The 12,328-nt window shown below is 56.9% G+C and carries 10 protein-coding genes and 2 tRNA genes; 6 read left to right on the top strand and 6 right to left on the bottom strand.

The genetic code is table 11. The annotated features are described in order from the left end of the window. Window positions 1-29 precede the first annotated feature (29 nt). The 4 genes from MFLA_RS07160 to MFLA_RS07145 all read left to right on the top strand — a co-directional run bounded on the left by MFLA_RS07160 (window position 30) and on the right by MFLA_RS07145 (window position 4,603). On the top strand, window positions 30-2,042 hold the full coding sequence (locus MFLA_RS07160) for an LTA synthase family protein (RefSeq protein WP_011479621.1): 2,013 nt from the start codon (window positions 30-32) through the stop codon (window positions 2,040-2,042). A 6-nt stretch (window positions 2,043-2,048) separates the two neighbouring features. Then, window positions 2,049-4,337, top strand: coding sequence for a lipopolysaccharide kinase InaA family protein (locus tag MFLA_RS07155; RefSeq protein WP_229407300.1), 2,289 nt, complete (start codon window positions 2,049-2,051; stop codon window positions 4,335-4,337). Between the two features lie 73 nt (window positions 4,338-4,410). Further along, window positions 4,411-4,486, top strand: a tRNA-Ala gene (locus tag MFLA_RS07150). Window positions 4,487-4,527: 41 nt separating this feature from the next. Then, window positions 4,528-4,603: transfer RNA gene (locus MFLA_RS07145), tRNA-Glu, on the top strand. Window positions 4,604-4,647: 44 nt separating this feature from the next. Here the strand turns inward: MFLA_RS07145 and MFLA_RS07140 are convergent. Further along, window positions 4,648-5,826, bottom strand: a complete 1,179-nt coding sequence (locus MFLA_RS07140) for a phospholipase A (protein WP_011479619.1) — start codon at window positions 5,824-5,826, stop codon at window positions 4,648-4,650. A gap of 86 nt (window positions 5,827-5,912) precedes the next feature. Further along, the gene (locus tag MFLA_RS07135) at window positions 5,913-6,386 is read right to left on the bottom strand and encodes a GAF domain-containing protein (protein WP_195741970.1); all 474 of its coding nucleotides are present in this window, start codon (window positions 6,384-6,386) and stop codon (window positions 5,913-5,915) included. A 141-nt stretch (window positions 6,387-6,527) separates the two neighbouring features. On the opposite strand from MFLA_RS07135, the gene MFLA_RS07130 reads away from it, so the two are divergent. Then, window positions 6,528-7,247: a S24 family peptidase gene (locus tag MFLA_RS07130; protein WP_011479617.1), complete on the top strand. Its 720-nt coding sequence runs from the start codon at window positions 6,528-6,530 to the stop codon at window positions 7,245-7,247. Here the strand turns inward: MFLA_RS07130 and MFLA_RS07125 are convergent. From MFLA_RS07125 to modA, 4 genes are read right to left on the bottom strand one after another with little or no spacing between them, the layout of a single operon-like run. Further along, window positions 7,244-7,777, bottom strand: a complete 534-nt coding sequence (locus tag MFLA_RS07125; protein WP_011479616.1) for a class I SAM-dependent methyltransferase — start codon at window positions 7,775-7,777, stop codon at window positions 7,244-7,246. The two genes, MFLA_RS07130 and MFLA_RS07125, sit on opposite strands and share 4 nt — an antisense overlap. Before the next feature lie 4 nt (window positions 7,778-7,781). Then, the gene (locus MFLA_RS07120) at window positions 7,782-8,834 is read right to left on the bottom strand and encodes an ABC transporter ATP-binding protein (protein WP_011479615.1); all 1,053 of its coding nucleotides are present in this window, start codon (window positions 8,832-8,834) and stop codon (window positions 7,782-7,784) included. Continuing rightward, a complete protein-coding gene (modB, locus tag MFLA_RS07115; RefSeq protein ID WP_011479614.1) occupies window positions 8,824-9,504 on the bottom strand; it encodes a molybdate ABC transporter permease subunit in 681 nt (226 codons plus the stop codon). Before modB ends, MFLA_RS07120 begins: the two co-directional genes overlap by 11 nt. A gap of 6 nt (window positions 9,505-9,510) precedes the next feature. After that, entirely contained in the window at window positions 9,511-10,281 is a 771-nt protein-coding gene (gene modA / locus MFLA_RS07110) for a molybdate ABC transporter substrate-binding protein (RefSeq protein WP_011479613.1), read from the bottom strand. Between the two features lie 100 nt (window positions 10,282-10,381). Here modA and mnmC point away from each other — a divergent pair, with 100 nt between their 5' ends. After that, on the top strand, window positions 10,382-12,325 hold the full coding sequence (gene mnmC / locus MFLA_RS07105) for a bifunctional tRNA (5-methylaminomethyl-2-thiouridine)(34)-methyltransferase MnmD/FAD-dependent 5-carboxymethylaminomethyl-2-thiouridine(34) oxidoreductase MnmC (protein ID WP_048811615.1): 1,944 nt from the start codon (window positions 10,382-10,384) through the stop codon (window positions 12,323-12,325). The last annotated feature ends 3 nt before the right edge of the window (window positions 12,326-12,328 follow it).

Below are 12,328 nucleotides of genomic sequence, written 5' to 3'. Positions count from 1 at the left end.
TTCTATCAATTAACGAAAGTCGTCATCACATGGTCGGTTTGTTGGAACGTAGCCGCAGCTCACTCTGGACACTGGCTGGTAGGTTTGGCCCCTATGCGCCGCTGCTGGTCATGACATTGGTCAGCTTCCTCATCTTCAGCCTCTCCCGGGCAGGCTTGGTCGCTTGGCAATACGACCGGGTCTCCGCCGTCTCCAGCTGGCAAGAGGTCATGCTGAACGGCTTGCGCGTGGATAGCATCCAGATCGGCTTGATGTGGCTGCCTGCGCTGTTGCTGGCGCCTTTGCTCGCCATCGGAAGGTTTTGGCGCCTGTGGCGCGGCTTCACCTATTCCTGGGTGGTGCTTTGCATCAGCCTGGTAATATTGCTGGAGCTTGCAACCCCGGGTTTCATCGGGGAATACGAAACCCGTCCCAACCGGCTTTTCGTGGAATACCTCAAATACCCGAATGAAGTCTGGTCCATGCTGTGGAATGGCTTCAGGATACATCTGTGCGTCGGCGTTCTCGGCACATGCCTGGCGGCTTTGGCCACCGGTTGGCTCATGACCCCCTGGCTCAGTCAACAGCAACGCTGGAGGAATTGGACCTTATGGTTGAGCTGGCCTCTGGTGTTCATCCTTGTCGCATTGGTGGTGCGCGGCACTATCAGCCACCGCCCGGCCAACCCAGCCATGTTTGCGCGCACAACGGACTCCATGGTCAACAGCGTGATCCTGAATTCTCCGTGGTCCCTGATCCATGCAATATACAGCCTCAAGCATGAAAATAAGTCGAGCGAGATGTACGGCACTCTCCCGGATGAGGAAGTCTACCGGATCGTGAGGGAAACCCGCGCCAGGTTCGATGAAAGCTTTTCGCCCGTGGATCACCCTGGGTTGCCCACGCTGTCGCAGTTGACGCCGTCGCGCCAGCGCGAGCGCCCGCTCAACCTGGTCATCATTCTTGAGGAAAGCCTGGGCGCGACCTTCGTCGAGTCGTTAGGCGGAACGCCAGTGACCCCCAACCTGGAGAAGTTCAAGGAGCAAGGCTGGTGGTTCGAACAGATGTATGCAACAGGCACGCGTTCCGTACGCGGCATTGAAGCCGTGGTCACGGGCTTCCAGCCGACACCAGCGCAAAGCGTCGTCAAGCTATCCTTGTCGCAACGCAACTTTTTTACTCTGGCATCTTTGCTGGAACAGCAAGGCTACAGCACCGAGTTCATCTACGGCGGCGAATCCCACTTCGACAATATGGTGGGATTCTTCATGGGCAACGGCTTCCAGCGCGAGCAGGATTTCGACAGCTATGAAAAGCCCGTGTTCGTCGGCAGCTGGGGCGTCTCGGATGAGGACCTGTTCAACAAGGCGCATGACGAAATCATGGCCAGCCATGCCAGCGGCAAGCCATTTTTCACTTTAGTCTTCACCTCATCCAACCATGCGCCGTTTGAGTTTCCCGATGGCCGCATAGACCTCTATGACCCGATCAAGGCAACTGCCAACAACGCAGTGAAATATGCCGACTATGCTCTGGGCCAGTTCTTTGCCAAGGCGCAGAAGAGCGACTACTGGAAAGACACCTTGTTCATCGTGGTCGCCGATCACGACATTCGCGTTCACGGACACGACATGGTGCCCATCAACCACTTCCACATCCCCGCGCTGATCCTGGGTGCGGATATCGAGCCACGCAGGATACAAACCGTGGCGAGTCAGATCGACCTGCCGGTGACTGCACTTTCCCTCATGGGCATCCAAGCGCAACATCCGATGACGGGACGGGACTTGAGCCGCGGCAACGGCGACCGGCCAGGCCGCGCCATGATGCAATTCGAGAACAACTTTGCCTGGATGGAAGAAAACCGGGTGGTGGTACTGCGCCCCGGCAAAGATCCTGCGCACGGCATCTGGGACATCAAGCAAAAGAAGTTCACCCAAGCGCCGCCTCCCGCAGACCAGGCAGATTTCGAGAAACGCGCATTGGCGAACTCCCTACTGCCGTCGTTGCTATACCGTGAACGTCTCTATCATGTTCTGCCCCAAGAAAACGAGCATCAGTAAAACGTGATGGATATGACCGAGAAAACACCTATCCAGGGATATGTCCCTCCATCTGGCTCCAAGACGCACCTGCATCAGCCTTCCATGCTGACCTGGGAGATCATCCGCAAGGGACTCGCCTACATTCTCAAGGGCAAAATGATGGTGCCGAACAGCCATATCCCTCCGGCTGCGCATGATATCCCTGCGGATTTCGCCGGGGTCGGGGTCGCTACGTCAGGCGATCTCGAAGTGGATGACTATGTCATTGCCCGCCTTGAAGAACTAGGCCTGCGGCAGGCCAGGCTGGATTTCAGCTATGGGGATATTGATCACAACGCCGCCCGCCTGCTCGAAAAACTGCTGGACAGGGAATACAACATCATCCTGCATCTGGTGCAGCCGTTCGACGCTGCCATCGCCATGGAGCAAGCCGCAGCCCAGCAAGCCTGGCAGGCATTCCTGCAACAGGTACTGGACCGCTACGGCAGTCGCGTCACCATGGTTGAGATCGGCTCCACAGTCAATCGCAAGCGCTGGGCCGGTTATACGCCGCAAGGGTTCCTCAAGACCTGGGAAATTGCCCATCACGAAGTCAAGCGCCGCAACATCACGCTTGCTGGCCCGAATATCAGCGACTTCGAGCCGCTGTACAACATCGGCATGCTGGACATATTCCGGCAGCGCAATCAACTGCCCGACATCCATACGAACAACCTGTTCAGCGAGCGTTCGACAGAGCCCGAGCGCTTCGACCACCGCATCCTGAAATACCGGCGAGCCGCCGCGCTCAAATTCAACCTGATAAAAAAAGCGCGCCTGCTACACAAGATTACCAGAGACTATGGGGTGCATGAGGTCATGTCGCCCTCCGCTTTCTGGACCTTGCCGCGCATCCTGCGCTTGTTGCCGGATGGCGAACAAAAGCAAGCAGATTACCTTGCGCGTTACATGATCCTGTGCGCTGCATCCGGGGCATTGCGCCAAGCCTTCTGGGGCCCGCTGATCTGCCATCGAGAGGGCTTGATTGATGATGGCAGCGACAGCTACCCGAGGCTCGAGCGGATCACCCACTATGCCAGCGTCACCGGCGATATCCAGCGATTCCGGCCCCGACCAAGCTTCTATAGCATGCAGGCCTTCGCAAAGCTGATCCCGGGGCGCCATTATCTTGGGGCGCTGGGTGGCAGGAACGGCCTGGAAATCCATGCGTTCAAGGATGGCCAGACTCTAGTGCATGCGGTCTGGACCACCAATGGCAAGGGCGCTGTGCTGGCCGACCATTACCACCTGGATGACTTGCTGCACGCCCACTACACCAGCCGCGACGGCACGCAAATGAAAAGCAACCCCGGACTTGCCAGCGAGTCGCCAATCTACATCACATGGCCAGCAGGAAGGAATATTGCATTGAAAACTGAAAAAAGCCTGTTTGAACACCTGTCGATTCAGCGGCATGGAGAACATGGCGAAAACAAGCACTACCATGCCTATCAGGATGCGGAATGGCGCGGCATTCTGGTCGCGGCCAACGATGCCGAGGCTGCACTGCTCAGCCAGGCACTCCATCCTTCGCGACTGGGCAAGCCGCCCAAGGACGCCATCCTGCGCAACGCGCGCAACGCCATCTGGACCATAGAAGACCCGCGAGACCCTTCGCGCAAACTCGTGGTGAAGCAGCCGGTCAAGATGCATGTGCACAAGAAGCTGCTGGACCAGTTCAAGCTATCCAAAGCCAAGCGCAGCTGGAACGGCACCAATGAGCTGCTGCGCCGCGGCGTTGAGGCAGCAGCGCCGGTCGCCTATTTCGAGAAGCACGGCGACCGTTCCCTGCTGCAAAATTACTACATATGCGAATTCGTCCGCACCGACTTTTCCATCCGCGATATTTTTGCGGCTTTCTACGACGGGCAAACCTCATACCAAGGCGTGACCGCTGAGCAAATCTACCCACAACTCACACGTTACCTGCTCAACATGCATGACAGGGGCGTATTCTTCCGTGACCTCTCCGGCGGCAATATCCTGGTTACCAAGCTGGAGGACGGACAGCTCGCGTTCTCGCTGATCGATACCAACCGTGCGCATTTCTTCAACCATGGCATCCCCTTGTCCAAGCGGCTGTCGGACCTCACGCGCGTATGCGTCAAGCTGCCATGGCATGGTCGTGAACAGCTGGTGGGCATGTACCTCCAGGCCATGAAGCAAGAATTCGGCTGGCGTCAGCGGCTGCCTTTCTATCTCTACGATATCAAGGTCGGCATGAAAAAACGCATAGGCCGCAAGGCCATCAGGCGCGCGTTCAAGAAAAAATAGCGCTTATTGCAAATTAATGTTCCTGAAGCGTTGACAGCTACAGCCCGGATCATTAATATAGCGGCTCTTTTTCGGGGGTATAGCTCAGCTGGGAGAGCGCTTGCATGGCATGCAAGAGGTCAGCGGTTCGATCCCGCTTATCTCCACCATAATTTGATGTCTGGACCCATCCGGACATCATGACGATGAAGTCCCCATCGTCTAGAGGCCTAGGACATCGCCCTTTCACGGCGGTAACCGGGGTTCGAATCCCCGTGGGGACGCCAATATAAAAAACCCAGCAGATGCTGGGTTTTTTATTGCCTGTATCCTACCGTGTCACTGAAATTCCCAATCGAATCTGGGTGTCCCTATCCTTGTAGTAGTCAAGCAGGGTTTCGCCATAGCCTGAGAAAATCTGCAGATGGGCAAATGTGCCGGTGCGCGACAGGATACGATCGCTCAAGGGATAAGAAATATCCACTTGGCCCATCGCATAGCCTTTCGTCCCTTGCCGGTAGAGCCCGGTGACCATCAAGCCATCCTCACGACCATAGCGTAACTGCCAATCCGCATATCCACGATAATGCTGGATGTCAGGATTTTCATCCTTGTCGAGATAGGCATAAATCCTAGGGGAAAACGTCAACCGGCGTCCATTGGCAAAATCCATATGCCACATGGGACGCAAATAAGCGATATTGAGCGAGCGCGAATCCAGGCCGCCCTGTCCGTTAGATTCGTGTTCTACGCCGACCCGCCAGCTATCGGGAAACAAGCCCTTGGAACTGCCCGCCCAGCGATAGAACAAGCCAGGCCGGTAACTGGTATCGCGAAACGGGCTTGAGCCCCCTCCTATATCCCACAAGGTCGTCTGCGTGTAACTAAAATACAGATTGCTCAGGAACGGCGCATACTGTGCTACAGAACCCTTGGGTTCGAACGGGCGGTATTTGAAACTGATCTGGAAGCGCGCATCCGTGCCATATTCATCACCATTGCCAAACAGGAAGTAGATTGGCTCCTCAGCGCTCAACGCAGGCTCGTCATCAGGCGCAGCGATGACAACCTGTGGCGCAACGTTGCGACTTGTCCCGGACTCTCCAGACACCATGGGCTCTACTGCGGCAACAGTGACATTTTCATTGTTGGCAATCAGCAGCACGGTATTAGAAGGTTGCTCGATCAAGGCCGCGCGTACTACACCGACGAAATCCTGTCGTGGTGTACCGCTATATACCTTGCTGAGCTGGCCATCATTGTTAGCGTCCCCTTGCGCCCTCATCTCAATTTCATCATTCATGCCCGTGCCGGAAAGTTTCATGCGCACACTGGCAGGCCATGCGGTGACATGAGGAGGCTTTATGACCTGGAACGACAAGGGCTGGCCGACATTGATCACTTCCTCTTGTGCGACGACGAGCCATTGCTCTTCAGCCCAAGTCAGCGATGGCAGCAAGAGCATGACCGGCATCATGAGGAGAGTACGAATATTTTGGGAAAGAGGCATTTTCATCCTGACTGCAAATATGATCATAGATGCCATATATAAGCACGGATGGCTCAAGTTGAGCAATTCAGGAGTGAGTTGGCGCCTTACATTTCGTCATGCTCGACAACATGGTGCTCGATAAAACTCAATGCCAACCTGAAAGCGTCAACCTCTTCAGGACGCCAGTTGGATTCGCTTTCCCGCAGGATCGTCGTGACAGCGACAACATGACCGTCGGTGTTTCTGACGGGAGCGGCCAAGTAATTCCGCCTGTGCATATCACACCCTTGCTTCAATGCCTCATGCATCGAAACCGAATAGGACAGCGCAGCGTATTGTAAAGACTCTTCCAGGGATATGCCTGAACGGGCACGTAGAAATAAGTAACTTTGGTCAATGGCGTGCGTGAAAATAGCAGCAGCCGAGAAAAGATGCCGGATGGCGTGGAGAAGACGATAACTTTTGAAAACAGGTGGCTTATTAATTAATTGCAATCTCTCAATTAATAAAACAAAACCATGCATTCCCATATGTGGGTTACATATGCAACCATCGGGAGTATGATATTCGATTGGCACTGCTCGCCTTGGTACATGCTCATCACGTTTTTGCAACGGCTTGAGCGATCAAGAAAATGGAGACGCTTTCAACACTTTTGACATCGAATTTATAGTAAATAAGAAATTATCAATTGTCAATATTCAAATAGACATTTATTTATGAAAACTCCTACTCCCCCCGAAGTCGAGAATGAATCCCAGTATTTTTCATGCAAAGAGTTGGCTGAGCTGCGCCTGCCTGGCAAGCCAGGCACCCGCCAGGGTTGGGATGTCATCGTCAATGCGGAAAAATGGCCCTATATTGAAGTGGCGAGCAGAGGCAGGAAAGGACGCACAAAGAAATATCATCCTCCAGCGGAGCTGCGGGAACTCATCAATAAGCAATATCCCAATGGAAGGCCTGCGCCTCATCGCTATAGCACGGGTTCTGGCGCGAAAGCGCATGTAGCGAACGATTATGCGGTTGCCTCCAGCCGCGTCGTGCGCTATGAAAGGCCCAACTACCGTTATGAATCGCTGGAAGAATATCTGGTCGAGAGCATCGACTTCAACCCTGCCAGCAACCAGCTGGATACGCCCTTTCAGTACTTGAAAATATTCACGGTCAGGGGTACGAGCCTGGAGCCCTCCATGCATGACGGAGACGAAGTGCTGGTGGATATTCGTTGCCGCTCTTTCGACGACAATGCCGTGTTTGTCATTGGCCAGAACGACATCATCCGTATCAAGCGGGTGCAGCTGCGCCTGGATGGCACGGTAGTGGTCAGGAACGACAACGATGGCGACTTGCCGCCGGAAATTTATACAGCAGAAGAAGCCAAGCGCTTCAAGGTCATCGGCAAGGTGATCCCATTCAAGTTCGGCCGCTTCAAGCTTTAGGCCCGGATTGCCACAAGGCGCTGCAATACTGCGGGATGAGGCGGTAACTGCAGCAATCCTTCCTCGTAGGCTGCGATAGTCAGCAATGGCCTGAATACATCGATCAGTTCATTGCTGGCCAGAAGAAAATCCGGATTGCTCGGCCGGCCGTATTGTTCATGCCCGCGCATGAAGGTTTCATAGATCAGCACCCCTCCAGGCGCCAGGCTATTTGCGAATGTAGGCAGTAACGGGCGGTGCAGGTAGCGGCATACCACGACTGCATCGAACTGGCGGCCTGCGTAAGGCCAGGCTCCCTGCTCCAGATCCCACTCCAGCACATCAACCTCCGGCGCCTGGGCCTTCAGGATTTCCAAGGCTGCTGCGTCACGATCCACCGCAGTCACCTGGAACCCCTGCCGCGCAAGCCAGGCCGCATTGCGACCGGTACCGGAAGCCACATCCAGCACCCGCCCACCCGGCTTGATGCGGCGGCTGTGCGCGACGAGCCATGCTGAAGGAGGTGAGGCTTGTATTGCTGAAGCACTCACGGCGTTAGGCCTCGAGAATATGGAGTTGCCCGGTATCAACCGCTAACCGGATTGGTTGATGAAGGGCCAGCGGCTTAGTTGCGGGGCAATGCAGTTCCAGTGTGTCGCTGGTTCCCGGCAGCCTGACACTGACAAGCCATCTTTCACCCAGGCGAACCAGATCGTTGATATTCCCTGCCAGGCAGCCAGGCTCATCAGCTAATGATGCCAGACGTATTGCTTCCTGCGGCAGGCACCAATGCAGCGTTGCGCCAGCCGGAAGCGCACGCGGCAGCACCAGCTCCTGTTCGCCCACCGCAAGTACACTATGATCGCCTGAGGTGCGGGTGATGGTGCCGGAACAGATGTTGCGCATGCCGATCAATGCCGCCACGGCCCGGTTCAGGGGCTGCCTCACCACCCTATCGGACTCCCCCTCCTGCAGGATGCAGCCCTGTCCCATCACGGCAATCTTGTCCGCCAGCAATTGGGCTTCGTTGAGACTATGCGTCACTAGGATGATCGGGATGTTGAGTTGCGGCTTCAGCGCAGCCAGGATGCGATATAGTCCATCACGGGTGATGCTGTCCAGCGCTGAAAAAGGCTCATCCAGCAGCAGGATGCTGGGCTGGGCGGCCAGGGCGCGGGCCAGTGCAACACGCTGCTGCTGACCGCCGGAAAGTTCGGCCGGCTTACGCTGCATAAAGGCGGCCAGTTGCACCTTGTCCAGCCATGCTCGGGCACGCGTCAGCTGCTCCTGCCTGGGCAAGCCGTGCAAGGCTGCAGTTACATTCTGCAGTGCAGTCATGTGGGGGAACAGGCCATAGTGCTGCGGCACATAGCCGATACGGCGCTGCTGGGGCTTCAGCCTGGTGGAATCGCTGAACCAGGTACTGCCGTTGAGACTGATGATGCCTGACTCGGCATGCTGCAGGCCTGCGATCATGCGCAGCAAGGTGGATTTGCCACAGCCCGACGGCCCGAGCAAGGCCAACAACTCGCCGGCCCGGCAACGCAATGCGGCAGTGAGTGCAAAAGGCTGTTGTTGCCGGATGTCCAGCCGCAGTTCAGATGTCATGATAATTTCCGCGCTGACCAAAACGCTTGGAAAGACTGTTGGCAAGCGCAAGCACAATAATGGAGAACAGCAATAGCAGCAGCGACATATTACCCGCTGCCTCGTAATCCAGCGCCTGCACCCGGTCGTAGATACTAATGGCAATGGTCTTGGTTTCGCCCGGCAGGCTACCGCCTACCATGAGAACAACGCCGAACTCGCCCAGCGTGTGCGCAAACGTCAGTACCATGGCAGTCACGATGCCGGGCCAAGCCAAGGGCAGCTCCACAGTCAACAAGGTGCGGAGCGGAGACATGCCGCAACACGCTGCAGCATCCCGCACTTCCTGCGGGATGGATTCAAACGCGCGCTGAATGGGCTGCACCGCAAACGGGATATTGACGATGATGGAGGCAATCAACAGTCCGGAAAAATGGAAGACCAGCAAATGGCCGGTCCATTGCATCAGCCACTGCCCGAGCCAGGACTGGCTGCCGAGGCCGACCAGGAGGTAATAGCCCACCACGGTAGGCGGCAGCACCAAGGGCACGGCCAGCAAGGCTTCCATGACTGGCTTGCCGATGAACTGGCGGTAGGCCAGCCAGCGTGCTGTCAGTAGCGCTAACGGCACCAGCACGGCGATGGTCATGATACCGAGCTTGAGCGACAGCCCGAGAGCAATCCAATCCATCAGAGCTTATTCGCCGGGCAGGACAAAGCCGTAGCGACGGAATACTTGGCGTGCCGCAGGCTGCTGCAGGAAGTCATAGAATGCCTTGGCGTTTTCACCAGAATTCTTGAGCAATACCATACGCTGGCGTTGCGGACTGTGCCAGCTTTCAGGGATTTCTGCATATTTCACGGTATTGGCCAATTGAGGCGATTTCACCAGCGACAGCGCCACAATACCGCCGTCGGTCGAACCACTGGTTGCAAACTGGGCTGCCTGTGCCACATTTTCCCCTAGCACCAGCTTGGGCTGTATCTGGTCCCAGATGCCCGCATGCTTCAGCACCTCGACCGCCCTGCGACCATATGGGGCATGCTCGGGGTTGGCAATGGCAAAGCGTTGCAGTTTGCCAGCCTTCAAGGCAGCCTGCAATCCTTTGAGTTCGGCGTCAACCTCCAATGCAGATTGCTTGGGGGCAACGATGACCAGATGGCCGGTAGCGTACAATACGCCTTCGTCGCGGGTAAAGCCGCCGCTATTGAGCCTGGCAACATATTCCTCATCCGCGGAAAGGAAGAGCTCAAAGGGAGCACCGTTACTGATTTGCGCCGTGATGGCGCCGGATGAACCATAAGTGACGGCAGGCTTTCCCCCTCCCTGTTTCTCGAATGCCTGGGCAAGTTCCTCGAGGACAAACTTGAGGTCGGCTGCCGCCGCGACACGTGCCGGGTCCGCATGCACGGCTAGGCTGAATACCAGGCTCAAGGACAAGGCCAGGCGCAAGACGATGGATTTCATGATGATGTGTTCTCTTTGGAAGGATGCCAGGTTGACGATGACTTCATTATTTTTACCAAAATATAACGAAATATTATAATAAAGCCGATCAAAAAAGAATATGTCCATACCTCCATTCTCCCAAGCATCGCTGGAATGGCACGAAGGCCAGCCCTATTCGGCGCATTTCGGCGATGTGTATTTCTCGCGCGAAAGCGGGCTGGAAGAAACGCGCCATGTGTTTCTCCGCCACAACCAGCTTGCGGAACGCTGGCAGACCATGCAGCAGGACGCATTCACCATCGTCGAGACCGGTTTCGGCACCGGGCTCAACTTCCTCTGCGCCTGGCAAATGTGGGAGCACACCGCACCTTCACATGTGCGACTACACTTCGTCAGTATCGAGAAATTCCCGCTCAGCCATGCCGACCTCGCTCGCGCATTGGCGTTGTGGCCGGAATTAAGGCAATACAGCACGGCTTTGCTGGCGCAATATCACCAAATCGTCCCGGGCTGGCAAAGGCTGGTGTTTTGCCAGGGGCGCGTGCAACTGACGTTATTGGTTGGTGATGTGCTCGCATTGCTGCCGCAATTAAGCAGTCATGCCGACGCCTGGTTTCTGGATGGCTTTGCGCCCTCGCGCAACCCGGAAATGTGGCAGGAGGCGCTGTTCGACAACATGGCGGCTTTCTCGCACAAGCACACTACTTTTGCCACGTTCACCAGCGCAGGCATCGTCAAGCGCGGGCTGCAGGCGGCCGGGTTCGAGGTGCACAAGGTCGCCGGGCACGGGCGCAAGCGCGACATGCTGTGCGGACGCTTCACGCTAAATGAACGCCCCGCGATGCGGGCCGGACGCGCCGTCGTCATCGGCGGCGGTATTGCCGGCACCGCCAGCAGCCACATGCTCGCAGAGCGCGGCTGGCAAGTGAACCTGGTCGAGCAGGAGCCGGCACTGGCACAGCACGCTTCCGGCAACCCTGTAGGCGTGCTTTATCCCAAATTGGCGCGCAAGGATGTGCCATTGGGCCGCCTTTCGCTCGCGGGTTACTTGCATAGCCTGCGCCTGTTGCAGCAGCTTGGCCTGGATGCCACCGCCCATGCGCGTTGCGGCATGTTGCAACTGGCTTTCGACCAACGCGAGCTGGAGCGTTGCCAGACCATCGCTGCACAGGGCTTTCCGCCTGAACTGCTGCATTGGGTCGATCAGGAACAGGCCGGCAATATTGCGGGCATAGCGTTGCAATACGGCGCACTGTACTTTCCCGAAGCCGGCTGGGTCAGGCCGCGGGCTTATTGCGAAGCGCTCGCCGGCCATGCCAACATCACACGGACACTTGCCACGCGCGTCACTGGGCTCAGCCAGCACGGCAACGCCTGGCAGGTATGGACCGGAGAACAATTACTGGACGAGGCGGATATCGTCGTCATCGCTAATGCCGCGCAGGCTGCCAGCTTTGTTCAATCCCGCCACTTGCCTCTGGAACAGGTGCGCGGGCAGATCAGTCGGCTTCACCATGTCGACGGGGCCCCGGTATTGCATGCCCTGCTGTGCACGGATGGCTATATCAGTCCCTTGATCGATGGCGCCTATTGCCTCGGAGCGACTTTTGTTCCAGGAGATACGACGACATCCGTGCGGGATGAAGAGCACGCGCAGAACCTGGACATGCTCAAGCACATGGCACCTTCGCTATACGATACCCTGATGCCTCAAGCGCCAACAGGACGTGCCGCCGTCCGCTGCACCAGCGTGGATTACCTGCCATTGGTGGGCCCTGTCCTGGATGCCGCCCTGCTGGAGGCCAGGCCGCCGCGTTACACTGCCGACCCGGCTTCCAGCCTACCGTGGCTGCCGGGCCTGTACGTCAATACCGGCCATGGTTCCAAGGGGCTCACCACCGCCCCCATCGCGGCGGAAATGCTGGCCTGCGCCATCCACCACGAGCCTGCCCCGGTCGATAGCGAACTGCTAGCCGTCCTCGACCCCAACCGCTTCGTATTGCGCAAACTGGGACTGAAGCGCCTGGTGCGCGGCCTGGCCTGCCATCCCCTGCGCCGATGAGGC

The organism is Methylobacillus flagellatus KT, assembly GCF_000013705.1.
Classification (GTDB): Bacteria; Pseudomonadota; Gammaproteobacteria; order Burkholderiales; family Methylophilaceae; genus Methylobacillus; species Methylobacillus flagellatus.
Note: the sequence above shows the minus strand (reverse complement) of the source record. Positions and strands in the feature narration are given on the sequence as shown.

Excerpts from the sequence above, each read along its gene's own strand:
- MFLA_RS07160 (WP_011479621.1), top strand. The coding sequence starts at position 30 with ATGGTCGGTTTGTTGGAACGTAGCCGCAGCTCACTCTGGACACTGGCT.
- MFLA_RS07155 (WP_229407300.1), top strand. The coding sequence starts at position 2,049 with ATGGATATGACCGAGAAAACACCTATCCAGGGATATGTCCCTCCATCT.
- MFLA_RS07140 (WP_011479619.1), bottom strand. The coding sequence starts at position 5,826 with ATGCCTCTTTCCCAAAATATTCGTACTCTCCTCATGATGCCGGTCATG.
- MFLA_RS07130 (WP_011479617.1), top strand. The coding sequence starts at position 6,528 with ATGAAAACTCCTACTCCCCCCGAAGTCGAGAATGAATCCCAGTATTTT.
- MFLA_RS07120 (WP_011479615.1), bottom strand. The coding sequence starts at position 8,834 with ATGACATCTGAACTGCGGCTGGACATCCGGCAACAACAGCCTTTTGCA.
- modB (WP_011479614.1), bottom strand. The coding sequence starts at position 9,504 with ATGGATTGGATTGCTCTCGGGCTGTCGCTCAAGCTCGGTATCATGACC.
- modA (WP_011479613.1), bottom strand. The coding sequence starts at position 10,281 with ATGAAATCCATCGTCTTGCGCCTGGCCTTGTCCTTGAGCCTGGTATTC.
- mnmC (WP_048811615.1), top strand. The coding sequence starts at position 10,382 with ATGTCCATACCTCCATTCTCCCAAGCATCGCTGGAATGGCACGAAGGC.